This window comes from Thioalkalivibrio sp. ALJ2, from assembly GCF_000378325.1.
In the GTDB taxonomy this organism is placed as follows: Bacteria; Pseudomonadota; Gammaproteobacteria; order Ectothiorhodospirales; family Ectothiorhodospiraceae; genus Thioalkalivibrio.
Genome location: NZ_KB899554.1, coordinates 1,018,268 through 1,043,228 on the forward strand (window position 1 = coordinate 1,018,268; position 24,961 = coordinate 1,043,228).

Consider the following 24,961-nt stretch of genomic DNA (forward strand, 5'->3'; position numbering starts at 1 on the left):
CCCGGCGCCGGGCTTACTGGCGCTGGGCCTCGAATTCGATGATCAGTTCGATCTCGTCACCCACGATGTCGCGCGTCAGGCCATAGGTCATGCCGAAGTCCGAGCGGTCGAAGCTGCCGCGCATCGAGGCGCCCAGCACGTAGGGCCGTCCGAACACCCCACCGAGCGGAAACGGATAGCGACCGACCTTGTTGATCGTGACGTCCAGGGTCACCGGGTGGGTCTCGCCCAGCAGCTCCAGGTCGCCGGTCAGGCGTCCGGTGTCGTCGCCGGTGGGCTCGTACTGGGTCGCGGTGAAGCGCATCTCCGGGTATTCCGCGACGTTCAGGAAGTCGTCGCTGCGCAGGTGGTCGTCGCGTTCCTCGTGGTTGGTGAACACGCTGTCGGTCTGCACGACGAAATACCCTTCGCGCAGCTCCCGCGTCTGCGGATCGAAGGTGAATTCGCCCTCGGCCTCCAGAAACATGCCCAGAACCTTGGCGTAGCCGGCGTGATCCACCAGAAAGCCGACCGCGAAGTGTTCCGGGTCGATCTCCCAGCGATCGGCCTGGGCCAGCGCGGAAACGGGGAGGGCCAGGGCCAGCAGACCGGCCAGGAGCAGGGAGCGTGGGGTGCGGGCGTGGATCATGTCGAACCTCCGGGACGATGACGGTGTAGCCAGTGGATGTCGGTGGCGAACGAGCTGGTCAGGGCCGCAAGCCCCGCCAGGGCGACGGCGATCGCCGCCATCGGGGGCAGGCTCGGGAGCAGGGCGACCAGGAGTACGCCGGTCTGTAGTACGCAGACCGTCTGGCGCCGCCGGCTCGGGGGCAGGTCCGCGCCCAGCCAGGGCCAGATGCGCTGCGCACCCAGGAACAGATAGCGCATGGCACCGATCAGCACGACCCAGGCCCCGACCGCGGTCATCCACCAGACCAGAATCGAGAGGACGAGGATGATGGCCGCGTCCAGTTCCATGTCAAAGCGGGCGCCGAAGGCCGTGCGACTGTTTGTGCGGCGGGCAACGGCACCATCCACGCCGTCCAGGATCAGGGCCGCTCCGGCCAGGCCCAGGATCCACAGCATGACAGTGGTGCCGGGGACCGCGCCCGAGGTCAGGACGAGCGCCCCCAGGGGCGTGGCGATGGCAGCACGGGCCAGCGTTACACGGTTGGCCGGGCCGGGTCCGCGGTGCGCATCGGTCAGACCGCCCTGCGGAGTGTTCAGGACCAGCATCAGCCCCAGCAGGATCCAGATCCCTGCGTGTGCGACCAGCAGGGCGGCCACGGCACCGATCTGCCAGCCCAGCAGTGCGGAGAGTACGAGCCCGCCCGCGCCGGCCAGCGCCCAGTCCCGCGCCCAGGTGCGCAGGCCCGTGCGCGCGCGTTCCGGCCAGCGGTTGGAGCTCAGCGTGGAATCCATGGCTCGAGTGTAGTCGCCTCGGGGAAACACGGTGGAAACGCCCGCGAGTTGCCGGGAATCACGACCATCGACCACACTGGCCCTATGTTTGACGATGATCGAACCGCTCCATGAGCGCTCCCTCTGCCACCGCCTTCTGGGTCACCGGGCCGGGCCAGGGCGAGCTGCGTGATGAGCCCCTGGAGGCACCCGGTGTCGACGAGGTGCGGGTGCGCAGCCACTATTCCGCGATCAGCCGCGGGACCGAGTCTCTGGTGTTTCATGGCCGCGTCCCCCCCAGCCAGTACGCCGCGATGCGCGCGCCTTTTCAGGCGGGCGAATTCCCGGCGCCGGTCAAGTACGGCTATATCAGTGTCGGCGACGTCGTCGAGGGCCCCGGGGCGGGGCAGATGGTGTTCTGCCTGCACCCGCACCAGTCCGACTATGTTGTTCCGACCCAGGCTGTAGTGCCGGTGCCGGCGGGCGTCCCGGCCGAGCGTGCCGTGCTGGCGGCCAACATGGAGACGGCGATCAACGCGGTCTGGGACAGCGCCGCCGGCCCCGGGGATCGCATCGCCGTGATCGGCGCGGGTGTGGTGGGCCTGCTCGCCGCCTGGTTGTTGCGAAGGATTCCCGGAACCGAGGTCTCCGTGATCGACCCCAACCCTGCGCGCGAAGACATCTGTGCCGCACTGGGCCTGGCCCTTCTGACCCCGGAGCAGGCCGCCTCCTTGCAGGACCTGGACCTCGTGGTGCATGCCAGTGGAAACCCGGCTGGCCTGCGCCAGGCGCTGAGCTTGGCGGGTGTCGAGGCGCGGGTGGTGGAGATGAGCTGGTACGGTGACGCAGGCGTGGATCTGCCGCTGGGGGAGGGCTTTCACGCGCGTCGCTTGACCTTGCGCAGCTCGCAGGTCGGGCGCATCCCGCCCGAGCGGTCGTCGCGCTGGGATTACCGTCGCCGGCTGGCGCTCGCACTCGCACTGCTTGATGACCCGGCACTGGACGGCCTGATTACCGGTGAGGATGCGTTTGCCAATCTCCCGGCCGTGATGCAGCGGGTGACAGGGCCAGAGGCGGACCGTACGCTGTGCCACCGAATTCGCTACTGATCCTGCTCACCCAAACGCGCAAGGAAACCGCATGTACAGCCTGAATGTCCGTGACCACTTCATGATCGCCCATAGTTTCTCCGGCGACACGTTTGGTCCGGCGCAGAACCTGCACGGCGCCACCTATGTGGTGGACGTGACCTTCCGCCGCGTGGCACTGGATGCCGATGGGCTGGTGGTGGATATCGGCCGGGCAAGCGAGGTCCTGCGGGCCATCCTGGCCGAGCTCAATTACCAGAACCTCGACGATCGTGAAGACTTCCGTGGTCAGAACACGACCACCGAATTTCTCGCTCATGCGATCCACCAGCGCGTGGCGCAGGCCATCGCCCAGGGGGAACTCGGTGAGTCGGCCCGGGGACTGGACGCCGTCGCGGTGACGCTACACGAGTCCCATGTGGCCTGGGCGAGCTACGAGGGCGCTCCCTGAGATATGCCCGAGCTTGGTTTCGTGGTCCCGGGGGCACTGGACCAGCCCACGGGCGGGTACCGCTACGACGCGCGCATGATCGCCGGGCTGCGCGAGCAGGGCTGGCGGGTCGAGCTGCGCGAGCTGGAGGGCGAGTTCCCCGGGCCTGATGCGCGCGCGGAACGGGCCCTCGAAGAGGCCCTGGCGAGCTTTCCGGATGGCATGCGGGTGCTGGTCGACGGACTGGCCGCGGGTGCGCATCCCGCCACCTTGCGGCGTCACGCAGGGCGCCTGCGGCTCGTCTACCTGATGCATCACCCGCTGGGCCTGGAGGTGGGGCTTGCGTCTGCGCGCTCCCAGGAACTCCTCGAGTCGGAACGTGCGGCCGTGGCCCTCGCCTCGCGGGTGGTCGTGACCAGTGACTACACGCGGGCGCAGGTGGCCGACTGGGGTGTGCCGTCCGAACGCCTTTGCAGTATCCCGCCTGGCGTGGAACCGGCGCCGCTGGCCCGTGGCCCGGAGGATGAGGTGCCGGTGCTGTTGTGCGTGGCCGCCTGGGTGCCCCGCAAGGGACAGCTCGAGCTGGTGCGCGCGCTGTCCGGCCTGCGCGATCGGTCCTGGCGGGCCGAGCTGGCTGGTGCCATGGATCGCGATCCGGACTACACGGCCGCTGTGCGTGCTGCCATTGCCGAGAGTGGTCTGGATGCGCGAATCTCGGCCCCGGGAGTGCTGACACACGAGGGCTTGGCGGAGCTCTATGACCAGGCCTCGATCTTCGTGCTGCCGAGCGCCTACGAGGGTTTCGGCATGGCCTTTACCGAGGCAATGATGCGCGGCCTGCCGGTCGTTGGGACCACGGGGGGCGCCATCCCCCAGACCGTGCCGGAGACTGCGGGCCTGCTGGTGCCGCCCGGGGACGTGGAGGCCTTGCGCCGGGCACTGGGGAGTCTGCTGTGCGACGCCGAACAGCGTCGGGGCATGGGCCGCGCGGGTCGCGCGCATGCCGAGTCTCTACCGGGCTGGACGGAGGGTGCCCGTCGTCTGGCTCTGTGGCTGGAGGTGGCCTGAGATGGCCGAGCGCTTTGCCGGAGACTGGCTGGCTCTGCGCGAACCGGCGGATCATGCGGCCCGGCCGGAATCCCTGCTCGGGCCCTTAAACGACGCGCTTGCGGGGTGCAAGACACCCCTGCAGGTCTTGGATCTAGGTAGCGGGGCCGGTTCCAACCTGCGCTATCTGGCACCGCGCCTGACCGGGCCGCAGAACTGGACCCTGGTGGATCACGACGCCGACTTGCTGGCGACGATCTCAGCGCCGGACGGGGCCGTTACCGTCACCCCGCAGGTGCTCGATTTCTCGGGTGCCCCACCCCCGGTCCCGCCGGATGCAGGTTTGGTGACGGCGTCCGCCCTGCTGGATCTGGTCTCGGCGAGCTGGCTCGACCGCCTGGTGATCACGCTGACCGAATGGCCGGTCCCGGCGCTGTTCGCGCTCAGCTACGATGGGCGTATCGAGTGGAGTCACCCGCATGCGGCCGACGAGCGCGTGCGTAATGCGGTGAATCGCCATCAGCGCACGGACAAGGGCTTTGGCCCGGCCCTGGGGCCCGAGGCTGCGGCTTATTGTGCTCGAGCCTTGACCGCCAACGGCCTTCGCGTGATCACCGAGACCAGTGACTGGCAGCTGGGGCAGGGCCAGGCGGCGCTTGCGGCTGCCCTGATCGGAGGCTGGGCGGAGGCGGCGGCCGAGATGGAGCCGCAGGGTCGTCCATTGTTCCAGGACTGGGCGCGTTCCCGAGTCAGGGATATCGCGGACGGGCGGGTGCATCTGAGCGTTGGGCACTGCGATATGCTGGTGTTAGGGAAACACTGATCTGCCCTCGTGTAATTGGCGGGAGTAACTGCGGCGATTGTGTTGTCACACGCCTTGAGGAGAACGTGCAGTTCGCCGGAATCCCGCATGGCGGTTGAATCTGGCGGCGCCTGGAGAAGGAGCCCAAAACATGAAACGACCACAACACTTTTTTTGGGGTTTTGCATGCGTTGCCGGCCTGCTACTGGCGGGGCCGGCGCTGGCCCAGGATGCAGATTCCGCGTCTGACAGGCCGGGTGCCATGCACGCGCCCACTATCCCCGGTCCCTATGGCTACCCGGGAATGCACGGTCAGGGTGGACATCCTGGCGGGCCGGGCATGATGCATCGAGAGGCGGTCCCGGGGCCGTATGGTCAAGGCCCCCGGGGGGCTGGCCATAGAGGCATGATGTACGGGCCCATGGGTTCGGGCCCCCATGGTTCCGGGCATGGCTACGGGCCTGGTTACGGCTATGGCTACGGGTACGGCTATGGTCCCGGTTACGGCCAGCGGCCACATCACGGTCCCTATCACGGCGGGCCGATGCAGTACGGCATGCCGTATGGCCCCGGCGGGAAGGAGCGCATGCGCGACTTTGACCCGGACTTCGATCCCGAGGACCGCGAGGCGATGCGCGAGCACATGCGCGAACGCCAGGCCGAGCACGAAAAAATGCGCGAAGCACACCGCCAGGCTGCGGAGCGCGCGCGCGAGGTCTATCGCGAGGAAATGCGCCGTCACCGCGAGGCCATGCAAGAGCAGCAAGACGACGCCAACGGATCCTGAACCCTGGCGCGACCTACGGGGGCCGGGCGTTCGTCCAGCCCCGAATTCACATAGTCAGCTCCGACGGAGGTTTCGTCATGAGCCAGTCACGCAGTCTTCTCAAGGCCGGGGTCTTTGGCGCCCTGATGGCCGTCCCCTTCGCCGTTTCCGCGCAGTACGCACCTGGCGACAACTCTGGCCTTGCGCCTTACTCCGGGCCTACCGGTCTGGGTGAGCGCCCCGCCTTTGAGAGCGAGCGGGGCCACGGTCTGGATCAAGCCCAGGCACCTGGTGGTGGTTCGGGTGGCGACCCGGGTGGCCCGGCTGGCGGTGCCCCTCCGGGTGGCGAGCCAGGGGGTCCCCCGGGTGGAGCGCCTCCGGGCGGTACCCCGGGCGGTGCACCGCCGCCTGGGCAGGACCGAGGCGGAATGCCGGGGCAGGGCGAGCCGCCGCAGCAACGAGACCCGCAGCAGCGCGATGTCGAGCCGGGCGAGCCCCCGGGCGCGCGTGATCCCCAAGGTCGTGACCCGCAGGGCGCGCCGCCAGGACAAGGGCCGCAGGGCCAGCCGCCCCAAGGGCAACCGCCTCAGGGCCAGCCTCCGCAGGGTCAGCCACCTCAGGGCCAGCCTCCGCAAGGGCAACCGCCCCAGGGCCAGCCGCCGGGTGGTCAGGGCATGCCCCCTCGTGATGCCGAGCCCCCGGGTGGGGCCAGCGGGGATGGCCCCGGCGATCCTCCCCCTACCGAGGGTGGTATGGGTGATGAACCGTCCTTTGACGACGACACTGACCTGACCCCGGAGATGAACGATTGACCGTTCCGGGCGAATAACGCGCGGTGCGGACCGGCCGCTACAGAGGATGTAGGATTGAACTGGAAGGTAAATCGAAAGGTGACGCATGGATAACGCAGACAAGCCGCGCAGCTTTATCAACCGCTACTTCATCGTGATCGTGATCGTGCTCTGGTTCATCGCCTGGTCGGCACGTGACGTGCTGGCCCCGAGCGCCGAGGCGGTCCCCGAGGACGAGACCGCCGAGCAGGCCGACGCAGTGCCCGCCGACGATGCCGATGCGCAGGACGAGGCAGCCGCGAAGGATGAAGCCACGGAGGACGATGTTCGCCCTGGCCCGGCCCGTGAACTCGATGACGAGGGGGACCCCGATCCCATGACCGGGGCTGCGCATGATCAGCCGTACGTTCAGGAGGACGCGGAGGATGAGGCGGCTGCCGACCTGGCTACCGAGCGCGAGCCCGCGTTCGAAGGTGATGCAGCGGTCGAGGTGGACGCCGAGCGTGCCGCGCAGTCTGCCCAGGCGGCTCTGCAGGCTGGGCGTGATGCCTACTGGCGTGCGGGACCGCGCGCGGCGGTAGCGGTACTGCGCGAGGGGCTGGAGGCGCTGCCTAAGGATTCGGTGCAACGTGCGGATCTGTATGGCGAGCTCGGCAACGCGTTGTTTGCCATGCGCGATTTCGGGGCCGCGATGGATGCCTGGGAAGGTGCCCTCAAGGTGCTGCCCGAGAGCGAGCGGCAGCGTATGATCGAGCGCCTCGCCCCGGTTTACGACCGTCATCATGAGGAGGGTGCGGCGCACCTGGATGAGTATCGATAGAAGAACGTGAGCCAGTAAGCGTTTCTTCGGCGTTTTCGAACCTTTGTGAGGGAAACGCTGGATCGCCAGCGTTTCCCGGGGTCGTAACCCATACCGCGGACCACACAGGCGTGGGCGCAATGGGTATGATGAATGGAGCCAATTCACATCGCGGAGGCGTCCGGGCACGGAGTAGCTGTGTCTGCCGGGTGGCCGCCGCCGCAACGGAGTCCCCATGTTTAATCGTCCTGGTCGCCGCGTGCGCAAGCAGCTCAAGCTGCTGAGCGATCGCCTCGCCGAAGAAAATCCAGTCCTCAAAGGGGTTGTCGACCCCTTCCGTGATCTGGATCGAGTCGGCTACGCCTCGGGACTGTTGAATCCTCAGGAGGATTCTTACGCCTTTACGATCTCCTGGTGGCCGATGATCGCGGTGCTGGGCACGTTCTCGTCGGGCAAGTCGACGTTCATCAACGAGTACGTCGGCACCACCGTGCAGCGCAGTGGTTCGCAGGCGGTGGACGACAAATTCACGGTCATCAGCTACGGCGGCAGCGAGCGGGTGCAGGAGCTTCCGGGGCTGGCGCTGGACGGCGATCCGCGCTTCCCGTTCTACCGCGTGTCCGACGAGATCGAGCGCATCACCGATGGTGGTGGCCGTACGGTGGACCATTTCCTGGCGATGAAGACGGCCAACTCCGAGCGCCTGCGCGGGCGTATCCTGATCGACTCGCCCGGGTTCGACGCCGACGAGCAGCGTGCGACGATCCTGCAACTGACCGACCACATCATCGATCTGTCGGACCTGGTGGTTGTCTTCTTCGATGCGCGGCACCCGGAGCCGGGCGCGATGCGCGATACGCTGGAGCACCTGGTTAATCGGGTTGCCGAGCGCAACGACTTCAACAAGCTGGTGTTCGTGCTCAACCAGATCGATACCACCTGGCGCGAGGACAACCTGGAGGAGGTCGTCTCCGCCTGGCAACGTGCGGTCGTTCGCCAGGGGAATGCCACTGGCCGTTTCTACTGCATGTTCAACGAGAGCGCCGGGGTCGAGATCGGCGACGAGCAGGTGCGCGAACGCTACGAGGAAAAGTCGCAGCGTGATCGCGCGGAGATCCACGAGAAGATCCAGGAAATCAGCTCGTCACGCTCGTATCGTATCCTCGGCTCGCTGCAGGCGATCGCCGAATCCATCGAAATGGATGCGTTGCCTGCACTGCGAAGGGCACTGGAGCGGTGGCGGCGGCGGGTGTTTCAGTTCGATGCCGCCATGTTTGCGGTGATTGCCGTGATCCTGGGTGTGATCGGGTACAACACGGCGGGCGGATTCGGGCCCTGGATGGACGGTTCGGCCTGGGCGTCGATGGGCGAGCACCCGATCTGGACGTCGACCGGCATTGTTGTATTGGTCCTTGTGCTGGCCGGGCTCCACTTCTTTAACCGCCGCTGGATCGCCCGGCGCATCGCGCGCACGCTGCCGACCGAGTCGGCCGCCGGTAACTGGCGGGCGGCTTTCGAAAAGAACACGCGCCCGTGGCGCTGGATGCTGCGTCGCGCACCGCTGGGCCTGGGACGGCGCAAGATCGGCCGCCTGCATGCGTTGCGCGATCGCGCCGAGGCCTATATCCAGCGCCTGAACAACCAGTTCGTCGATGCCCGGCCCGTATCGCGTACGGGGGGCCGAGCCTCGGCTGCCGATGTGCATCGCTCGGCAGAACAGGCACAATCGGATACTGTATCGGAGTCGACCGGTGATGCTGTACATCAGTCAGCGGCCGCCGAGACGCCAGGGGACCTGACCGCGGAGCGCCCCGAAGCGCGTTAGTCAGGAGGACGCCGAGCGGCGTTTCCTTGTTTAGTCCGCGATGCATGGTTTCCTCGTCGGGGGGCGAGGGCCATGACGGAGTATCACCATGACGGTTGTCGCCTGGATGCTCTTCGCGCTGGCCATGATTCTGGTCCCGATCTCGGTCTGGGGCAGTTTGGCAGCGCTCGGGGTATGTGCGGGGTGTGCATTGATCCGGGACTGGCGCAAGGCGCGCCTGGCCTCGAAATAGCCAGCCCGCACTAGATCGAAATATTGGGGTCGCACGGGGCGGCCCCGATCCACAGGGGGGTGGGGTTACGCGCAGGGGGCTGTGGCGGACCATCCTCCACCACCAAGGAGGAGTGAATGAGCGATACCAAGAAATTGGCCATCATTGCGACCAAGGGCAGTCTGGACTGGGGCTATCCCCCGTTCATTCTGGCCTCGACCGCTGCCGCGCTCGGCTATGAAGTCGAAGTGTTCTTCACCTTTTACGGGCTGCAGCTGCTGCGCAAGAAGATGGATTTGCAGGTCACGTCGCTGGGTAACCCGGGGATGCCCATGCCTATGCCCATGCCGGTCATGCTCCAGGGGCTGCCGGGCATGCAGCGCATGATGACGACGATGATGAAAAAGAAGATGAAGGCGAAAGGCGTCTCCGATCTCGAGGATTTGCGGGAACTGTGTCAGGAGGCCGAGGTGCGCATGATCGCCTGCCAGATGACGGTGGATCTGTTCGATATGGACACCAGCGAGTTCATTGACGGCATCGAGTATGCCGGCGCCGCCGCGTTCTTCGAGTTCGCCGGCGAGTCGGACATCTGTCTGTTTATCTAGGCGGATGTGAAGCCCCGGGCGGCCCGTCCGCCTGTCCCGGCCCCGCGGCATCTGCCCGGGGCCGTTTTCGTTCTGGCAGGCCAAAATACTCCCGTGCCGGAACTTCTGGCGCGTTCGGCGGGACCACGTGGGTAAGGTTCCGAAGGATAGCCGTCGCATGGCGAGAGTCCCGAATCAGCGTTCGCGCCGGTCGTTTCTGCAGTGGATGGCCGGTTCGGCCATTGCCGCCGGTACCGGCTGGCCGCTCGCAGGCGCGGCCGGCGAGGGACGCGAACCGAACAGGAAGGCGATTCCCTCCTCGGGCGAGGAGATCCCCGTGATCGGCATGGGCACCTGGATCACCTTCAACGTCGCGGATGACCCGGATGCCCTCGCGCTGCGCACCGAGATTGTCGATACCTTCTTCCGGCGCGGCGGCGGCATGATCGACTCCTCGCCGATGTACGGGCGCGCGGAGGCGGTAGTGGGGCACTGCCTGCAGGAGCTGGGCCACCCCGAAGGGCTGATTTCGGCGACCAAGATCTGGACAGGTAGCACCGGCACCGGGCGCAACCAGCATGCGAAGTCGCTGGACCTGTGGGGCGTGGATACCCTGGATGTGCAGCAGGTGCACAACCTGCAGAACTGGGAGGCGCATCTGGAGACGATGCGCGAGAAGCGCGAGGCGGGCGAGATCCGCTATATCGGGGTGACCACCTCCCACGGGCGCCGCCACAACCAGCTGGAGCGCATCCTGGAACGCGAGGACCTGGACTTCGTACAGCTGACCTACAACATCCTCGACCGCGAGGCGGAGGAACGCCTGCTGCCGCTGGCCCGAGAACGCGAGGTGGCGGTCATCGCCAATCGCCCGTTCCGCCGCAAGGAGCTGATCAAGCGCTTCGAGAGCGAACCACTGCCCGATTGGACGGGGGAGATCGACTGCGAGAACTGGCCGCAACTTCTGCTCAAGTTCATCGTCTCGCACCCCGATGTCACCTGTGCGATCCCGGCGACCTCGGTCGTGGAGCACATGCGGGAGAATATGGGAGCCCTCTACGGCCCGATGCCGAATGACGACATGCGCCAGCGCATGATCGAATACGTCGAAGCACTTTAAGTCTCTAAAGTTTACCGGGAGTGCGGATGCTGCCGTTTGCTGCCGAAACCCTGCTGTCGATCTTCGGGCAATACAATCGCGCCATCTGGCCGCTGCACGGGGTCGCGGCCCTGATGGTGCTCGTCACACTGGCGCTGGCCCTTGTAGGCGGGCGCGGGGCCGGACGCGTCGTGGGCCTGCTGCTCGCTGTGATGTGGGTCTGGATCGGGGTCGTGTTCATCGGGGGTGTGCTTGCCGAATTCCATTTCTGGGCGGGCCGGCTGGCGGGCGTGTTCGTCGCGCAAGGCTTGATGCTCCTGTTCGCCCTCACGCTGCTGGGGCGCCACGGCTTTGGCTGGCCGGGTGGTGCGGCCGGCCTTGTCGCGATCGTGGTGATGGCCTATGCCATGGTCGGCCATGCCCTGCTGGAGGTCCTGCTCCTGGGGGTGTCCTGGGCCCAGGCCCAGTACGTGGGTGTCGCGCCGGGACCCACCATGCTGTTCACCCTCGGCATCCTGCTGGTGGCCCAGCCGCGCCCGTCGCTGATCCTGGCAATCATTCCCTTCCTCTGGACCCTGGTGACCGCCTACATCGCCTGGGAGCTGGGCATTTGGCTGGAGTATCTACCGGCCGCGCTGGGCCTGATCGCTTTCGTATTGTTGCTCGTTCGCCGGCTTTACCCGGGCGAGAGGGGCCTGTTTCGCTCCGATACTTTTGGCGCCCGGTCGCGGTCCCGTTAGGCTTGCCATTTCCCCCAGACAGAGGAGACCGTCATGTCCATCGAAGTGATCCATCGGCCGGAGCAGGACCATCTGGAACGCCTCGGCGTATTCGACTGGCCGGTCTGGGAAAAGGAGGTCTCGACCTTCCCCTGGCACTACGACGAGCGCGAGGTCTGCTACATCCTGGAGGGGCAGGTGACGGTCACCCCGGACGGTGGTGGCGAGCCGGTGACGGTCGGTGAGGGCGACCTGGTGACCTTCCCCGAGGGCATGGACTGCACCTGGGAGATCCACCGCGACATCCGCAAGCACTACCGCTTCGGCTGAGTGTATCGTCGCAGGTCCGACACGGACGCTACGACGTGGTGTGTCCGGTGGAGCGTGCTTGCGCACGAATGCAGGGCCTTTTCCAAACGGCGTAGGGTGCCGTTGAGCGTAGCGAAACGCGCCATTCCCCACGCCTTGTCCGACCCCTGATGCGTTTCGCTGCGCTCAACGCATCCTACGAGTAGGCGGTTGGTCGAACAGCGTTGCGAATCAGGTCGGTCAGTGCGTCTTGCCGGCCTTTGTGGGGTTCGCCGGTGCCTGCAGATGCGCCGGTGGTGAAATCAGGTTTCGTGTTCGCGGCCGAGGCCGCTCCCACAGGGCCTTCAGCGGGCGAGCCACTGGCTGTCGAGGCGGGTGCTGAAGGTTTCTTCGACGCGGCGCAGGTAGTAGAGCATGTCGACGGGCAGGTTGATGCCGTCGTGCATTTGCAGGGGGTAGAGGTCGGCGGCGATTACGCAGTCGGCGATGGAAGGGTGGCCGAGATAGAAGCGACTGGCCGCCAGGTGCTTCGCCAGTTCCGGCAGGCGGCTCAGTTTCGCGAGCTGGTTGTAGCCGTCGTAGCGGTCGTTGGCGAGTTCTTCCAGCGACAGGCCGAAGCGGTGCTGCACCTGGGCCTTGTAGTCGGCCAGGGTCTCGGCGCTCTCGCCGATGCCGTGGAAGCCCGGCGCCAGCGGGGCGTACAACCGATCGAGCACCACATCGACCTTGCCGCGCCAGTCGACCAGGGCCTGCCAGGCATCCTCGGGGATTACGCCTTCCGCCAGGGGCTCGCCGGTCGGGAACAGGTGGTCGATGTCGCGCAGCGCCGTGAGCGTGTCGGTTACCAGGGTACCGTCATCCATCTGCAGGACCGGCGACTGGCGGGCCACGCCCAGCTCGAAGAAGGTCTCGTCGTCGAACCAGTCCAGCGCGACGGTTTCGAGCTCCACACCCTTGTAGCCACAGGCCAGGCGCAGGCGGTCGGCCTTTGCGTCGTGCGGGAAGTGGTAGAGCGTGGCCACGCGGCTACTTTCCGCGCTGGGCGTGGCTCAGGATGAAGTCCCACTGCTCCTGGGTGATGGGCATGACCGACAGGCGGTTGCCGCGGCGGACCAGCGGGCAGTCCTCGAGCTGCGGCTGCTGCTTTAGCCAGTCGAGGGTGATGATGTCGCCGAACTTTTCCTCGAAGGCGACGTCGACGCGCAGCCAGCGCGGGTTGTCCGGGTCGCTCTTCGGATCGTAGTGCGGGTCCTCGGGGTCGAAGGCGCAGGAGTCCGGATAGGCCTCTTTCTCGATGCGCAGGATGCCGACAATGCCCGGCGGCTTGGCGTTGGAGTGGTAGAAGAAGGCCAGATCACCCTTCTTCATTTCGTCGCGCATCATGTTGCGCACCTGGTAGTTGCGGATGCCGTCCCAGGGCTCCACGCCCACGCGTTCCAGGTCATCGATGCTGAACTCGTCGGGCTCGGATTTCATCAGCCAGTAGGCCATGCGGGCTCCTCGTGCCGGATCGGGCGTGTGGGTCAGGTGTGCGTATTGTGCCGCGCGCGGCGGGGCAGCGCATGCCAGCCGTCCTCGGTGACCACGCCGTCCAGCGGGACGTCCCATGGCTGGCTGGGCAGGGCCTCGACCCCCTGCAGGGCATGGGCCACGCCGATCAGCTTCGGGCGGTGGATGCCGAAGCGGCGACGGGCGAAGTAGCGGTCGTAATAGCCCGCGCCCATGCCCATGCGGTTGCCGGCATGGTCGAAGGCGACCAGCGGCAGCAGGACCACCTGCATCTCGCGGCGCCAGATGCGCGGGGCATCGGGGCAGGGCTCGGCAATGCCGAAGCCGTTCTGGCAAAGCGGCACGTCTGGCCCCCAGGCGTGAAAGTGCATGCGCCCGGGGCGTTTGGCATCCATCACCGGCAGGGCGATGCGGGTGCCGCGCCGGGCCAGGGACACGGTCAGGGGGGTCAGATCCACCTCGCCGCGCAGGCCCCGATAGGCACCGATGCAATGCGGTTGCCAGCGCTGGAACCAGCGCAGCAGGTGATCGCAGATCAGGGCGGAATGAATCTCGAGCCGCTCGTCGGACAGCGCGGCGCGCTCGCGGCGCAGGCGCAGTCGTAGCTGGCGCAGTTCGTCAGGCGTGAAGGAGGTCTCGTCCCTGGACATACGATCCGCAAAATAATGAGGTGGACGCGCCCCGCGGGCGCCGAAGTGACCATCGACCTTGAACCAGAGGTTCAGGTGGGAGAAGCCTCCGAATCTTAAGGCTTTCCGCTCGATGACGGACATGCGCAACGAAACGGAAGTGCTCGGTCCCGTGGTGAAGAATTAAGGCTCAAGGGTACCACCAGGCCACTTTCGCACGCCGCAGCGACGCGTCCGCCACCATTATGAACCAATCCCCCGGGGGTGTGCGCAACCATGATCACATCAGGGTTGCACGATCCACCCAGGACGGAATCCGGCCGCTTGGGAGACTCGCCGGTTTGGATGGGTTTTAGCAATCACGCTCGGGTGACGTAGGATTCGCGTTTTCCGGATGGATGCGAGCGGGCGGTGCGCGATCGAGTACCGGCCTTCTCCGGACTGTGCAGAGGAGCTCTATGGAATCGCCGCAGAAACTGATCCCGGGATACGCCAACGCCAAGGCGACGCGCCGGTATGCGGAGCACTACATCGCCGAGGGCAAGGCCGCCGAGGGCCACTACAGCGAGTTCTCGCGCGCCAAGATGCGCCTGTCCAGCCTGGGCATTGGCACCTTTGGCGGCGCCGCCACAGCCGAGGTGGATGCCGCGATCTCCGCCATCGTCGCCCGCGGGCTGACCGAAGGCATCAATGTCGTCGACACCGGTGCCCACTACCGCTATGGTCGTTCGCTGGCGGCCGTTGGGGCAGGCGTGCGTACGGCCCTGGAGGCTGGGGTCCCGCGCGAGGCGATGTTCCTGATCTCCAAGGGCGGATTCATGACGCTGCGCGGCGGGCCGCCGGACGACATGGATGCCTGGTTCCAGCGGGAGATCGAGTCCCAGGGCATGGGTACCCGGGACGATCTCGCCAAGGGCGCGCACCTGCTGACGCCAGAGTACATCCACTATCAGATGGAGCTGTCGCGCTCGCTGATGGGGGTCGAGACGCTGGATGCCTTCGTCATTGATCAGCCCGAGGTCCATATCCACGAGATTGGCAAGGAGGCGACCAACCGCAAGCTGGAGCCAGTGTTCCAGATGCTGGAGCGGGCGGCGCGGGAAAAGAAGATCCGCGCCTACGGGATCTCCACGTTCGAGGGCTTCCGCGAGGAGACCGATGCCGCCGTGTTTCAGTCGCTGACCTCCATGCAGGGGCTGGCCGAACGTGCGGCCCAGACCGTGACCGGCGACGACCACGCCCGGCACCACTTCAAGATCGGGATGCTCCCGTTCAACCAGGTGATGCTGGAAGGCTTTACCCGCTTCAACACCGCGACCGGGCAGGGCAATGTGGCCAGCCCGTTGCAGGCCGCGCACCAGCTGGAGGTGTACATGTTCGCCTCCCACTCCATGCTGAAGGGACACCTCGCCCAGCAGTCGGTGGAGGTGGTCGAACAGCAGCTGGCGAACCTGCCCAATCCGGCGCAGCGCGCGATGCAGTTCAACCGCTCCACGCCGGGCTTGGGCACCTCCCTGGTTGGTATGAGCACGCCGGAACACCTGGACGACATGCTGGCGGTGATGCGCGAACCGCTGCTGGAGAAGAAGGCCTACCTCGGGATGTTCAAGAAGGCCGAGGAGTGAGCCGAAGCCTGGTCTCCCCCCTTGTGGGAGCCGGCTTGCCGGCGAAGCCCCTGCCTGCATCCGGCTTTGGCAGGAGCTTCGCGTGCAAGCACGCTCCCACAGGGTCCCGAGCTCCGGCCATGGTAGAGAATTCATGCACAAGGGTATGTCATGCAGGTTGATCTGAAGGCCCTCGAATTCCCCGCGATCCAGCGTCTGCTGGAGCGCCTGACCGCGACGCCCTACGGCGCGGATGCCGCGCGCGGGCTGGAGCCGGCACCGAATCTGGATGCGGCGCGCGCACTGCAGACCGCGGTGACCGTTGCGCGCCAGCGTCTGGATGCCGGGACCCTGCCGCGTCTGGGGCAACTGCCGGACGTGCGCGCGGCGCTGCGCCAGGCGTCCAACCCCGGGGCTGCGCTGCCGGTGCAGGCCCTGCACAACCTCCAGACAATCATGCGTCAGGCCCGCGAGCTGGCGGATCAACTGGCGGACACCCCCGAGATCTATCCGGCGGACCTGAACAAGCTGTATCCGCCCGAGGGGCTGGAAGAGCGCCTGTCGGCGTGCCTGAACCCCGGCGGGTCGCTGCGCGAGGACGCGAGCCCCGCGTTGATCGAGGCCTTCGAGCAGCGTGGGCGCCTGCGCGACGAGGTCGAGGCGGTGGTGAAAAAGCGCCTGGCGGCCTCCGATGTCGCGCAAAAGGGCGAGGACGCGCTGAAGGTGCAGTGGCACCAGGAACGCGCGGTGATGGTGCTGCGTGGCGAGGCGGCCAATGCGGTCAAGGGTGTGCGTCGCGGCACCGCGATGGGCGGGCGCGACCAGATCGTCGAGCCGATCGAGGCGGTGCCGCTGAACAACCAGTTGGATACGGTCAACAGCCAGATCAATACCGAGCAGCAGCGCCTGCTGCGCGAGCTGACCGACGTGGTGCGCCAGTATGGCGAGCCGCTGGAACTGATGCTGACCGCACTGACCTGGATCGACCTGGCATCCGCCGCCGCGCAGCTATCCGCACAGATGAATGCCCATGCCCCGCGGTTGGAGGCGGAGGCCGGGGTGGAACTGATCGAGGCCTACCACCCGCTGCTGTTGTTGCAGTTCGCCGAGGGCAACGGGCCGCAGCCGGTGCCGCTGTCGATCCGGCTGGATGGCGAGCAGCCCCTGTTGCTGATCACCGGGCCGAATACCGGCGGCAAGACGGTCGCGCTGAAGACGCTCGGGCTGCTGGTCACCATGGCCTGGTGCGGGCTGCATATCCCGGCCGAGCAGGACTGCCGCATCGGGCGCTTCGATCAGGTGATGGTCGATGTCGGCGACCATCAAAGCCTGTTCCACCACCTGTCCACGTTTGCCGGCCATGTGGAGGTTCTGAAGCGGATTCTTGATCACGCGGGGTCGGAGACCCTGATCCTGCTGGACGAGCTGGGTACGGGCACCGACCCCGACGAGGGCGCGGCACTGGCGATGGCGATGCTGGACGAGTTGCGTGCGCGTGGCACGCGCGGGATTGTGAATACCCACCTGGCGCCCCTGAAGGACTATGCCGCCCAGCACGCGGGCATCGTGAACGCCTCGATGCAGTTCGATGCCGAGACGCTGTCCCCGACCTACCGGCTGCTGATTGGCGAGCCGGGTGTGTCCTTTGGTCTTACGATTGCCGAGAAGAACGGGCTGCCGGCCCAGCTGGTTGCCCGTGCGCGCGAGCATTTCGCCGAACTCCCCACCGCCCAGGCCGGGGGCGATGCCGGCAAGGCGTGAGCCCCGAGCGAGGCGTTACCACATGAGGTCGTCGGGGACGACGTAGTCCTTGTACGGGTCGTCGGGATCGGGCTCGGAACCGCCGCTTTCCTCGGCCGGGATAACCAGCGGCCATTCGGCATCCCGCTCGCGGATCTTGTCCGCTATATCGCGCGGGATTACGCGGAACCCCTTGCTCGGGTGCAGCTCCAGGCCGGCCAGCGCCGCGCGGCCGTCGACCAGGCGCTTGCGGGTGTCCTCGGTCACCGGCAGGTGGCGGACCTGCCCGTCGAACTGGAAGTGATAGTCGATCGCGGCGTCGCCAGTGGGGATCGGGGCCAGGTGCTGGTTCACCAGCTCGCGAATCTGCGCCCGGCGCGCGCGGCGTTCGGCCTTTTCCTGCCGTTCCTGGTTCTTCTCCCGCGAGCGTTGGGCCTGCTCGGCTTGACGAGCCGCAGCGGCGCTAGCCTCGGCGTCGGCGGGCTTGCCCTTTTTCTTTTTCGGTTGTGTCTTCTGGGCCTTGTGCTTCTGGCTCTTGGCCTTGCGCACCTGTTTTTCGTCCACCAGCCCGGCCTTCAGGAGCTGATTGCGCAGATCGTCCGACATGCCGCTTGCCTGTAGAAAATGTGTCGGGAGGATAGCCCGAACCTCTGCTATGTGCAGCCGACGTGTGTAAGTTCGGGTAATCCGTCCAGGATCTCGGTCATGGGAAGGGTGGGAAACAGCAGGTGTAAACGCCGCGCAAGATCGGGGGTCGCAGCGGGATTGCCCAGCGCCTGCGTGCGCTGACACAGTCGCATCGCAGCCGTGCGCTCGCAAGCCAGCTCCAGCCCTTTCACGGCGTCGTACAGGGCTTGGCGTTGTCGCTCATCGGGGCTGTTGGGCTTGAGACGGCGGCGCAGGGCGCGCACGCGCGAGGTGGTTTGCTCGCGCCAGCGCGCGGCGGCCTGCATCAGCGCCTGCCAGTCGTGTGTGTGTACTCGCCGTGGGTACCACAGGGCGAACAGGGCGAGGATGGCATCGACCTCATGGGCGTCCTGCCAGTTCAGCAGGCGTTTCCGTGCGGGGGCGCAGGCCCATATCCGCAGGGCGAAATCCCAGAAGCAGTCGAAGTCGTGTGGCCGGGCGGCCTCAGGCACTACTGGCGGCGGGCGTAAAGGTCACGCCGGCGGTGCTGCGCAGGGTCGTCGGCTCGAGGATCTCGAGATCCCGGGTGTGCAGGTTGATTACCCCCTGGTTGCGCAGCTGTGTGAACAGGCGGCTGATGGTCTCCTGAGTCAGCCCCAGGTGGTTCGCGATGTCGGCGCGCGACATCGGGAGGTAGAAGCGCTCGGTGGACAGGCCCCGTGCACGATGCCGCTCCGACAGGGTGACGAGGAATGTGGCCAGGCGCTGCTCCGCCGTGCGCTGCCCGAGCAGGGCATGCAGGCTTTCGTCCTGAGCCAGCCCCTGGCTCATCACGTTCATCATGTGCTGGCGGAATGTCGGAAGCCTGCCGGCGAGGTCGTCCACATGGGTGTACGGGACTGCGCAGACACTGGTGGATTCGAGGGCGACCGCGCTGACCGGATGTTTTCTGGAGTGGATCGCATCCAGCCCCAGCAGATCGCCTGCGAGGGCGAAGCCGGTGATTTGCTCGGTACCGTCGTCGCCGATCAGAACGGTCTTCAACGCCCCGGTGCGTACGGCAAACAGGGTGTCGAAGCGCTCGCCCATGCCGAACAGCAAGGCCCCCTTTTCGATCGGACGGCGTTGCTGCACGATCTCGTCGAGTTGCCAGAGTTCGTTTTGTGGCAGCCCCATCGGCAGACAGAGCTGGCGCAGGGTGCAGTGTTCGCAGGCTTGGGTCGGGCGCAGTGTCATGTGCTCAGGTTAGCGGTTTTGCCATCGGTGAGGGAAGGTGTGTGAGGCCCCCGTGAGGGAAGGTGTGTGAGGCCCCCGTATAGAGGTTGCCCGTATGAGGAATTCCGGTATTGTGAGTGTGGAACCTTTTGGAGTGGCAGGGATCAGCCAATTCAGAGGCTTGCGGCGGAGCGAGTGCGATATCTAGACTCTGTTTAATATAGCAGGCGATTCGCATGGGAAGGGACGCAATGATCGAACGGATGCTGAACGAATACATGCACCACGGCACGCTGATCCTGCGCGAGCCGGACGGGAGCGAGCGCCGTTTCGGGCAGGGGGCACCCGAGATCACGCTGCAGGTCCATGATCGGGCGGCCCTCAAGCGCATCGCGCGAGATCCCGGGTTTCAGCTGGGCGAAACCTATATGGACGGGCTCTGGTCGCCGGGTCCCGAGGGCATCCGGGTGTTTCTGGATGTGGCCATGCGCAACTTCGCGCCCAGATTCCAGCGTCGTGTGCACCCGCTGGTGTGCATGTTTCGCGCGGTCCTCGAGCAGGGCAACCGTATCGCGCGCAGCTACCAGAACATCTCCCATCATTACGACGTGGACGAGTGGCTGTTCCGCCGTTTTCTCGACGAAGGCATGTTCTACAGCTGTGCCTATTTCGAGCGCCCGGACATGACCCTGGAGGAGGCCCAGCAGGCCAAGTGCGCGATGCTGCGCAAGAAGCTGGTGCTGGAGCCCGGTCAGCGGGTGCTGGATATCGGCTGCGGCTGGGGTGGGCTGGCCTTTCACCTGGCCGAGAACGCCGATGTCCAGGTGGACGGAATCACCCTGTCCCGGGAGCAGCTGCGAGTGGCCCAGGCCGAGGCGAAGCGCCGCGGGCTGGACGATCGCGTGCGCTTTTTCTATCAGGACTACCGCGAACACGACGACCAGTACGACCGGATCGTCAGTGTCGGCATGTTTGAGCATGTCGGCGTGCCCAATTACGGCACGTTCTTCCAGCGGGTGAACGACCTGCTCAAGGACGATGGCGTGGCCGTCCTGCACACGATTGGCCGCCAGGGGCCTCCGGGGACCACCAACCCCTGGCTGAGCAAGTACATCTTCCCTGGCGGTTATACCCCGGCACTGTCCGAGGTGATGGAGGCGTTGGAGCCGACCCCGCTGCATACCACCGATATCGAGTTCTGGCGGCTGCACTATGCGGAGACGCTCGCCGAGTGGTATCGGCGGTTCCAGAACATCCGTGCCGAGGCAGTGGGCCACTTCGACGAGCGCTTCTGCCGCATGTGGGAGTTCTATCTGGCCAGTTGCGAGGCGACCTTCCGCTGGTGGCGCCAGGTGGTGTTCCACATCCAGGTGGCCAAACAGCAGGATGCCGTGCCGCTCACCCGCGACTATCTGTATGCCGACGAGGCGCCCAAGGTGGTTTCGACGCCGCCGGGGGAGGCGGCAGTCCGGGGTCGCAGTGCTGCGTAGGGATTGCGGACTACTTCCTGGCTCCCTGAACATTTTTTCCTGACCGGGCACCCGCAACCGGTCTGTTTTCCCTACACTTCACGGAAACGCTGAGGGGGCAGGGACGACGCGTGTTTGGCAGGTTTCGCAAGCGGCAACAGCGGCAGGAGGCCCCCCAGGCCGCCAGTCCGAGCCAGGACCATGTGCTGATCGAGGCGGCCGGACGCAGCCGGATCACCGAGGTCGCGGCGACCGCGCGCAAGGTGCCCTGGTCGCTCAACATGCTGCAGCTGCTGTGGGCGGCCGGCCCGGTGACCTTCCTCGCGATGCAGGGGGGCTATTTCCTGGGCTTTGGCCACGCCGCCCCGGCCCAGAATTTCATCTTTTTTGCCGTCTACACGCTGCTGTTCGGGGTGATTGGCCTGCTGGCGCGGTTTATTGCCGATGCCACGCGGGGCAAGCGGCAGGAGCGCTCACGCGATCAGCTGCGCAATACGATCGACTTTTTGCCGGACCTGCTGTTCGTGACCCGCGACCTGGCGATGGCCGAGATGGCGCCGGACATGCGGCGACGCAAGGCCGCCGAGGTTCTGCTTCATGAGGTGGATATCTCGCCGGAAGGCGTCGCGGTCGCGGTGCGCGAGATGACCGGCGATACCAGCCTCGCAGCAGCGGCCGAGCAGATCGAGATCTACCGTCGGCTGGGGCTGCGCTCGCGCGTCGCGGATCTGGTGGATGCCACTGCGGATGCTCGTCTGGCCGCGCTGGAAAAACTGCACCACGATGCCTCCGAACTGGCGGATCCGCTGCGCGACCGGCTTCAGGGCGTCGCGCCAACCCGTGAGGATGGCGTCCGGCGGATCGATCAATTTCTGGACCGCCTGTTTTCAGCGGCGGACTCGGATGACCTGTCGCGCTGCACACTGGATGATACGCAGGCCATGTTTGTACTGGCCTTCGAGATGGTCAACGGGCGGCAGATCCGGCGGCTGAGTTTCGAATGGTCGGGTGGTTGGCGGTTGGGGCATGCGCTGGATCGGCTGGAGTATCAGGGCAACCGTTTCCGCGTCGCTCAGGCGGGTGTGATCAGTCGCCTGCGCTCGCTCGCGATGTTGCTGGCGCAAAGCCCGGCCAGTGGCCTGGATCCGCAGGTCCTGCGTTCGCCGACTCTGGGTATCGGGCGCGAGGTGCTGGATGCACTTTCGCAACTGGAACAGTCCCGCCCCGCTGTGAATTCGCCGGAAGGCCGCCTGCTGGGGCGGGCGCTGCGTCATGTCGAAGACCTGCGCGCGGCGCGGGACCAGCTCATGCAGGCGCAGAGTCGCTATACCGCCGCGGTCGAGCGCTGGGAGGCGCTGCGACGACAGCAGGTCGAGAGAAAGGGGCAGCAGAGCTGGTTCAAGCGCAGTGCGCGCGGTATCCGCGTGAGCGAGGAGGTGATCGAGCTGGCGGACGACCAGAAGCTGCGCCTGGCCGACCGGTTCTGTGAGTACCTGTCCGAGCTCGGCATCCGGCGCGAGGGCGACCTGTTCTACTTTGGTGGGCACCCACTGGATGCGGACACCGCCAAGCGCATCGGCATCCAGCTCGCACTGATTCTGGAGCCTCTGGTCGACCTGACCAACCCGAGTATCCAGCGCGCGATCTATGCGAATCCCGCCGCCTATCTCGGAGGCCTGTACGTCGGCATGAGTGCGGATGCCAAGGCGGGGTTGGGTTCGGCGATGGTGCGTATGGTGCGTCAGGATCTCAGCCGTATGGCGGAATGGCTGGCCCTGCGTCTGACGCGCATCTACCATCTGCCGCTGTCCGACTCCATGCGTGATTTCCTGGTACGGCAATATGGCGCCAATCCCGACCGCCTGGAGATGCTGGCCGCCCATCCGGTGGAGGAGGGCGCGCAGGCGGCGCCGGTGGCTTTGCGTGCCGAACGGTCGCCGGAATTTGACGCCATGCTGCAGGACAAGTCCTGGGGGCGGTTGCTCAAGAGCGGCGCACGTTATGTGCAGGCCGAGGCCCAGCGATCCTGACGCCGCGCATTTCCCGGGTCTGGTAATTTCTTGACCAACTGTGTAGGCTTTCGTGCGTTTTCTGGTGCCCCTCGGCGTGTCTCGCCGAGGGGTTAAACGGGAAGTTCGGTGAGCCCGCTACAGGTATCTGGATGCCTGCGGACGAATCCGACGCTGCCCCCGCAACGGTAATCGAGCGAGAGGCCATGACGGCCTCTGATGGTCGCGGCACACGCCACTGAACGGAATCGTTCGGGAAGGCGCCGCACCGGAACGCTCGTCAGCCCGGAGACCGGCCAGGGAATGATCGCGCGGCATGCGGCGGGCATGCGAGGCGGATGATCGGGCCTGGTCGCATAGCGGCTGTGCCCGGTCCCCCTCGTGTCTCTCTCCCCCCTGCCTGCGTGGTCCCGACGAATTTACGGCGTGCGGGCGGCTCGCCGGGAGACACGGACGACATGAAACGCACAGCACTTTCCACGGCCATCCTGCTGGCCACCACCCCGGTCCTCGCCGAGACGCCGGACGCCGATTCCGAAGCGCACACCCTCGACGTGGTCCAGGTCACGGCCGCGCGCGTCGCGCAGACGGTCGACGAGACCCTGTCCTCGGTCACCGTCATCGATCGCGAAGAGATCGAGCGCCTGCAGCCGCAGCAGTTCACCGACCTGCTGGAGGGCCGCGCCGGGATCGAGACCTCCCAGAACAGTGCGTTTGGCAAGACTACTTCGGTCTATACGCGTGGCACGAGTTCCGACCACACCCTGCTCCTGATCGACGGCGTGCGCATGGGGTCGGCCACCAGTGGCGGGGCAAGCTGGCAGTTCCTGCCACCGGAGGAGATCGAGCGCGTCGAAGTGGTGCGCGGACCGCGTACCAGCATCTACGGCTCCGACGCCATTGGCGGCGTGGTGCAGGTCTTTACCCGCGAGGGCCAGAAGGGGCCGCCCAGGGTCAACGCGTTTGTCGGGGGCGGCAGCTTCAACACCTGGGAAACGGGTGTGGGCGTCGCCGGCGGAACCGAGAACACGAACTACAGCTTCTCGCTCAGCCATTTCGAGACCGACGGCATCAATGTGCAGGATGACGTTGGAGACGATGACCGTGACGGCTACGACAACACCTCGCTTGCGACCAAGGTGACCCATCGACTAGACAATGGGATTGAGGTTTTCGGCAACGTACTGTACTCGGAAGGGGAGTCAGAGTTTGACAGTACGGAGGGAGATGACTACACCGACTTTGTCCATGCAGCCCTCCGTGCGGGGTTCCGCATCCCGGTGAATAACCGTTGGGATACTGAGCTGAGTGTTGCACATGCACGTGATGAAAATGATCGCTATGTGGATGGGGAATTCACATCGCGTTATGACACGAAGCGTGATTCGATCGACTGGTTGAACGAAATCGTCCTGTCGGACCAGCTGTTCCTCACGGCAGGCGTTGACGCCCGTGAGGACCGTATTCAGGTCGATGATCCTGGGCTAAGAGAGGGATTCGGTACGGACGAATATGAGGAGACCAGCCGCTACAACATTGGTGGGTTTGGGGTTCTCCAAGCCGATCTAGGCCGGCATACTTTGGAGGGTTCGTTACGATACGACGACAATGAACAGTTCGGTAGTAAAACTACCGGTCAAGTCGCCTGGGGATTCCAGGTCGCGGAAGCATGGCGACTGCGGGCTTCTTACGGGACAGCATTCAAGGCCCCAACGTTTAACGAACTTTACCATCCTGACATCGGGTTTTTCCGCGGCAACCCTGACCTTGATCCAGAGGAATCTGAAACTTTCGAAATAGGGGCCCGTTATTCGGCGGGATCCGGATATCTTGATTTGAGCGCTTTCGAGACACGAGTTGAAAACTTGATTGCAGGGTTCGCTCCACCGGAAAACGTTGAGGAAGCACGAATTCGGGGAGTCGAAGTGGATGGCCGATACGAATTTGGCCAATGGCTTTCAGGCGCTTCACTGACCCTACTGGATGCCCGAGACCGGGAAACGGGAAACGAGTTGCAGAGACGCTCTCCCATTACGGCCCGTATGGATCTCGATCGGAAGTTTCAGCGTTTCTCAATGGGCGGGTCGGTGATTGCGAAGAGCCGTTCGTATAACGACGCCAATAACGACGAGCGCCTTTCCGGCTACGGCCTGCTCAATCTGCGTGCGAGCTATCAGATTGCGCCGGAATGGCAGATTCAGGCGACGGTCAATAACGTGTTCGACAAGGACTACGAGACCGCCGGAGGGTACAACCAGCCGGGTCGGGCCGCTTTCGTCAAGCTGCGCTACCAGCAGAGGTGATGC

Annotated in this window: 26 protein-coding genes, 1 other RNA gene and 1 riboswitch; of the genes, 17 read left to right on the forward strand and 10 right to left on the reverse strand. The window is 65.7% G+C overall.

Annotation, left to right across the window (positions count from 1 at the left end; genetic code table 11):
- Nucleotides 1-13: 13 nt before the first annotated feature.
- Nucleotides 14-628 carry a YceI family protein gene (locus F468_RS0104795; RefSeq protein ID WP_018994691.1) on the reverse strand — a complete coding sequence of 205 codons (615 nt, stop codon included), beginning with the start codon at nt 626-628 and terminating at the stop codon, nt 14-16.
- Nucleotides 625-1,401 carry a CDP-alcohol phosphatidyltransferase family protein gene (locus tag F468_RS0104800; RefSeq protein ID WP_018138687.1) on the reverse strand — a complete coding sequence of 259 codons (777 nt, stop codon included), beginning with the start codon at nt 1,399-1,401 and terminating at the stop codon, nt 625-627. The genes F468_RS0104795 and F468_RS0104800 overlap by 4 nt, the downstream gene beginning before the upstream one ends.
- Nucleotides 1,402-1,511: 110 nt before the next feature.
- Between F468_RS0104800 and F468_RS0104805 the strand changes: the two genes are divergently transcribed.
- The 5 genes from F468_RS0104805 (at nt 1,512) to F468_RS0104825 (ending at nt 5,534) form a co-directional block, all read left to right on the forward strand.
- Complete coding sequence (locus F468_RS0104805; protein ID WP_018138688.1) at nt 1,512-2,489, forward strand: zinc-binding alcohol dehydrogenase; 978 nt, start codon at nt 1,512-1,514, stop codon at nt 2,487-2,489.
- Nucleotides 2,490-2,520: 31 nt separating this feature from the next.
- Nucleotides 2,521-2,919, forward strand: a complete 399-nt coding sequence (locus F468_RS0104810) for a 6-carboxytetrahydropterin synthase (protein ID WP_018138689.1) — start codon at nt 2,521-2,523, stop codon at nt 2,917-2,919.
- A gap of 3 nt (nt 2,920-2,922) precedes the next feature.
- A complete protein-coding gene (locus F468_RS0104815; protein WP_018994692.1) occupies nt 2,923-3,966 on the forward strand; it encodes a glycosyltransferase family 4 protein in 1,044 nt (347 codons plus the stop codon).
- Nucleotide 3,967: 1 nt separating this feature from the next.
- A complete protein-coding gene (locus tag F468_RS0104820; protein ID WP_018138691.1) occupies nt 3,968-4,768 on the forward strand; it encodes a hypothetical protein in 801 nt (266 codons plus the stop codon).
- Nucleotides 4,769-5,291: 523 nt separating this feature from the next.
- Nucleotides 5,292-5,534 carry a hypothetical protein gene (locus F468_RS0104825; protein WP_017925927.1) on the forward strand — a complete coding sequence of 81 codons (243 nt, stop codon included), beginning with the start codon at nt 5,292-5,294 and terminating at the stop codon, nt 5,532-5,534.
- A gap of 86 nt (nt 5,535-5,620) precedes the next feature.
- On the opposite strand, the gene F468_RS14765 is transcribed toward F468_RS0104825, so the two are convergent.
- Nucleotides 5,621-6,412 (reverse strand): hypothetical protein, encoded by a 792-nt coding sequence (locus F468_RS14765; protein ID WP_018994693.1) that lies wholly within the window; start codon nt 6,410-6,412, stop codon nt 5,621-5,623.
- Between F468_RS14765 and F468_RS0104835 the strand changes: the two genes are divergently transcribed.
- The 7 genes from F468_RS0104835 (at nt 6,411) to F468_RS0104865 (ending at nt 11,874) form a co-directional block, all read left to right on the forward strand.
- Nucleotides 6,411-7,124 carry a hypothetical protein gene (locus F468_RS0104835; RefSeq protein WP_018138694.1) on the forward strand — a complete coding sequence of 238 codons (714 nt, stop codon included), beginning with the start codon at nt 6,411-6,413 and terminating at the stop codon, nt 7,122-7,124. The genes F468_RS14765 and F468_RS0104835 overlap by 2 nt on opposite strands.
- 214 nt (nt 7,125-7,338) lie before the next feature.
- Nucleotides 7,339-8,928, forward strand: coding sequence for a dynamin family protein (locus tag F468_RS0104840; RefSeq protein ID WP_018138695.1), 1,590 nt, complete (start codon nt 7,339-7,341; stop codon nt 8,926-8,928).
- Nucleotides 8,929-9,016: 88 nt separating this feature from the next.
- The gene (locus F468_RS14560) at nt 9,017-9,160 is read left to right on the forward strand and encodes a hypothetical protein (RefSeq protein ID WP_018138696.1); all 144 of its coding nucleotides are present in this window, start codon (nt 9,017-9,019) and stop codon (nt 9,158-9,160) included.
- 116 nt (nt 9,161-9,276) lie between these two features.
- Entirely contained in the window at nt 9,277-9,747 is a 471-nt protein-coding gene (locus F468_RS0104850) for a DsrE/DsrF/DrsH-like family protein (protein ID WP_018138697.1), read from the forward strand.
- A 205-nt stretch (nt 9,748-9,952) separates the two neighbouring features.
- Nucleotides 9,953-10,846, forward strand: coding sequence for an aldo/keto reductase (locus F468_RS0104855; protein WP_026296495.1), 894 nt, complete (start codon nt 9,953-9,955; stop codon nt 10,844-10,846).
- Nucleotides 10,847-10,872: 26 nt separating this feature from the next.
- The gene (locus F468_RS0104860; protein WP_018994695.1) at nt 10,873-11,565 is read left to right on the forward strand and encodes a DUF6064 family protein; all 693 of its coding nucleotides are present in this window, start codon (nt 10,873-10,875) and stop codon (nt 11,563-11,565) included.
- A 33-nt stretch (nt 11,566-11,598) separates the two neighbouring features.
- Nucleotides 11,599-11,874 (forward strand): cupin domain-containing protein, encoded by a 276-nt coding sequence (locus F468_RS0104865; RefSeq protein ID WP_018138700.1) that lies wholly within the window; start codon nt 11,599-11,601, stop codon nt 11,872-11,874.
- A 323-nt stretch (nt 11,875-12,197) separates the two neighbouring features.
- On the opposite strand, the gene F468_RS0104870 is transcribed toward F468_RS0104865, so the two are convergent.
- From F468_RS0104870 to ssrS, 4 genes are all read right to left on the reverse strand, one after another.
- Complete coding sequence (locus F468_RS0104870) at nt 12,198-12,875, reverse strand: glutathione S-transferase family protein (protein WP_018138701.1); 678 nt, start codon at nt 12,873-12,875, stop codon at nt 12,198-12,200.
- Between the two features lie 4 nt (nt 12,876-12,879).
- Nucleotides 12,880-13,344 carry an EVE domain-containing protein gene (locus F468_RS0104875; RefSeq protein WP_018876953.1) on the reverse strand — a complete coding sequence of 155 codons (465 nt, stop codon included), beginning with the start codon at nt 13,342-13,344 and terminating at the stop codon, nt 12,880-12,882.
- Between the two features lie 32 nt (nt 13,345-13,376).
- On the reverse strand, nt 13,377-14,012 hold the full coding sequence (locus tag F468_RS0104880) for a 5-formyltetrahydrofolate cyclo-ligase (RefSeq protein WP_038038657.1): 636 nt from the start codon (nt 14,010-14,012) through the stop codon (nt 13,377-13,379).
- 25 nt (nt 14,013-14,037) lie between these two features.
- A non-coding RNA gene (gene ssrS, locus F468_RS14110) (6S RNA) lies at nt 14,038-14,223 on the reverse strand.
- A gap of 226 nt (nt 14,224-14,449) precedes the next feature.
- On the opposite strand from ssrS, the gene F468_RS0104885 reads away from it, so the two are divergent.
- Together F468_RS0104885 and F468_RS0104890 are read left to right on the forward strand one after the other, a co-directional pair.
- Nucleotides 14,450-15,616 (forward strand): aldo/keto reductase, encoded by a 1,167-nt coding sequence (locus F468_RS0104885; RefSeq protein WP_018138704.1) that lies wholly within the window; start codon nt 14,450-14,452, stop codon nt 15,614-15,616.
- 150 nt (nt 15,617-15,766) lie between these two features.
- The gene (locus F468_RS0104890; protein WP_018994696.1) at nt 15,767-17,356 is read left to right on the forward strand and encodes a DNA mismatch repair protein MutS; all 1,590 of its coding nucleotides are present in this window, start codon (nt 15,767-15,769) and stop codon (nt 17,354-17,356) included.
- 15 nt (nt 17,357-17,371) lie between these two features.
- Here F468_RS0104890 and F468_RS0104895 read toward each other — a convergent pair whose 3' ends face one another.
- The 3 genes from F468_RS0104895 to fnr are packed head-to-tail and all read right to left on the reverse strand — an operon-like array spanning nt 17,372 to nt 19,198.
- Nucleotides 17,372-17,941 (reverse strand): DUF2058 domain-containing protein, encoded by a 570-nt coding sequence (locus tag F468_RS0104895; protein ID WP_018138706.1) that lies wholly within the window; start codon nt 17,939-17,941, stop codon nt 17,372-17,374.
- A 47-nt stretch (nt 17,942-17,988) separates the two neighbouring features.
- Entirely contained in the window at nt 17,989-18,474 is a 486-nt protein-coding gene (locus F468_RS0104900; protein ID WP_018648993.1) for a TIGR02444 family protein, read from the reverse strand.
- Nucleotides 18,467-19,198: a fumarate/nitrate reduction transcriptional regulator Fnr gene (gene fnr, locus F468_RS0104905; RefSeq protein WP_018138708.1), complete on the reverse strand. Its 732-nt coding sequence runs from the start codon at nt 19,196-19,198 to the stop codon at nt 18,467-18,469. Before fnr ends, F468_RS0104900 begins: the two co-directional genes overlap by 8 nt.
- A gap of 230 nt (nt 19,199-19,428) precedes the next feature.
- On the opposite strand from fnr, the gene F468_RS0104910 reads away from it, so the two are divergent.
- The 3 genes from F468_RS0104910 (at nt 19,429) to F468_RS0104920 (ending at nt 24,958) form a co-directional block, all read left to right on the forward strand.
- Nucleotides 19,429-20,667: a cyclopropane-fatty-acyl-phospholipid synthase family protein gene (locus F468_RS0104910; protein WP_018138709.1), complete on the forward strand. Its 1,239-nt coding sequence runs from the start codon at nt 19,429-19,431 to the stop codon at nt 20,665-20,667.
- 110 nt (nt 20,668-20,777) lie between these two features.
- Nucleotides 20,778-22,676 carry a hypothetical protein gene (locus tag F468_RS0104915; RefSeq protein WP_018648992.1) on the forward strand — a complete coding sequence of 633 codons (1,899 nt, stop codon included), beginning with the start codon at nt 20,778-20,780 and terminating at the stop codon, nt 22,674-22,676.
- A 45-nt stretch (nt 22,677-22,721) separates the two neighbouring features.
- Nucleotides 22,722-22,971: riboswitch (cobalamin riboswitch) on the forward strand.
- A 142-nt stretch (nt 22,972-23,113) separates the two neighbouring features.
- Entirely contained in the window at nt 23,114-24,958 is a 1,845-nt protein-coding gene (locus F468_RS0104920; protein WP_018138711.1) for a TonB-dependent receptor domain-containing protein, read from the forward strand.
- The last annotated feature ends 3 nt before the right edge of the window (nt 24,959-24,961 follow it).

Bases quoted from the DNA above. Each gene is read 5' to 3' on its own strand.
- F468_RS0104855 (WP_026296495.1), top strand. From the start codon at position 9,953: ATGGCCGGTTCGGCCATTGCCGCCGGTACCGGCTGGCCGCTCGCAGGC.
- F468_RS0104800 (WP_018138687.1), bottom strand. From the start codon at position 1,401: ATGGATTCCACGCTGAGCTCCAACCGCTGGCCGGAACGCGCGCGCACG.
- F468_RS0104880 (WP_038038657.1), bottom strand. From the start codon at position 14,012: ATGTCCAGGGACGAGACCTCCTTCACGCCTGACGAACTGCGCCAGCTA.
- F468_RS0104850 (WP_018138697.1), top strand. From the start codon at position 9,277: ATGAGCGATACCAAGAAATTGGCCATCATTGCGACCAAGGGCAGTCTG.
- F468_RS0104895 (WP_018138706.1), bottom strand. From the start codon at position 17,941: ATGTCGGACGATCTGCGCAATCAGCTCCTGAAGGCCGGGCTGGTGGAC.
- F468_RS14560 (WP_018138696.1), top strand. From the start codon at position 9,017: ATGACGGTTGTCGCCTGGATGCTCTTCGCGCTGGCCATGATTCTGGTC.
- F468_RS0104920 (WP_018138711.1), top strand. From the start codon at position 23,114: ATGAAACGCACAGCACTTTCCACGGCCATCCTGCTGGCCACCACCCCG.
- F468_RS0104835 (WP_018138694.1), top strand. From the start codon at position 6,411: ATGGATAACGCAGACAAGCCGCGCAGCTTTATCAACCGCTACTTCATC.
- F468_RS0104885 (WP_018138704.1), top strand. From the start codon at position 14,450: ATGGAATCGCCGCAGAAACTGATCCCGGGATACGCCAACGCCAAGGCG.
- fnr (WP_018138708.1), bottom strand. From the start codon at position 19,198: ATGACACTGCGCCCGACCCAAGCCTGCGAACACTGCACCCTGCGCCAG.
- F468_RS0104875 (WP_018876953.1), bottom strand. From the start codon at position 13,344: ATGGCCTACTGGCTGATGAAATCCGAGCCCGACGAGTTCAGCATCGAT.
- F468_RS0104860 (WP_018994695.1), top strand. From the start codon at position 10,873: ATGCTGCCGTTTGCTGCCGAAACCCTGCTGTCGATCTTCGGGCAATAC.
- F468_RS0104865 (WP_018138700.1), top strand. From the start codon at position 11,599: ATGTCCATCGAAGTGATCCATCGGCCGGAGCAGGACCATCTGGAACGC.
- F468_RS0104890 (WP_018994696.1), top strand. From the start codon at position 15,767: ATGCAGGTTGATCTGAAGGCCCTCGAATTCCCCGCGATCCAGCGTCTG.
- F468_RS0104820 (WP_018138691.1), top strand. From the start codon at position 3,968: ATGGCCGAGCGCTTTGCCGGAGACTGGCTGGCTCTGCGCGAACCGGCG.
- F468_RS0104805 (WP_018138688.1), top strand. From the start codon at position 1,512: ATGAGCGCTCCCTCTGCCACCGCCTTCTGGGTCACCGGGCCGGGCCAG.
- F468_RS0104815 (WP_018994692.1), top strand. From the start codon at position 2,923: ATGCCCGAGCTTGGTTTCGTGGTCCCGGGGGCACTGGACCAGCCCACG.
- F468_RS0104840 (WP_018138695.1), top strand. From the start codon at position 7,339: ATGTTTAATCGTCCTGGTCGCCGCGTGCGCAAGCAGCTCAAGCTGCTG.
- F468_RS0104910 (WP_018138709.1), top strand. From the start codon at position 19,429: ATGATCGAACGGATGCTGAACGAATACATGCACCACGGCACGCTGATC.
- F468_RS0104825 (WP_017925927.1), top strand. From the start codon at position 5,292: ATGCAGTACGGCATGCCGTATGGCCCCGGCGGGAAGGAGCGCATGCGC.
- F468_RS0104795 (WP_018994691.1), bottom strand. From the start codon at position 628: ATGATCCACGCCCGCACCCCACGCTCCCTGCTCCTGGCCGGTCTGCTG.
- F468_RS14765 (WP_018994693.1), bottom strand. From the start codon at position 6,412: ATGCGTCACCTTTCGATTTACCTTCCAGTTCAATCCTACATCCTCTGT.
- F468_RS0104810 (WP_018138689.1), top strand. From the start codon at position 2,521: ATGTACAGCCTGAATGTCCGTGACCACTTCATGATCGCCCATAGTTTC.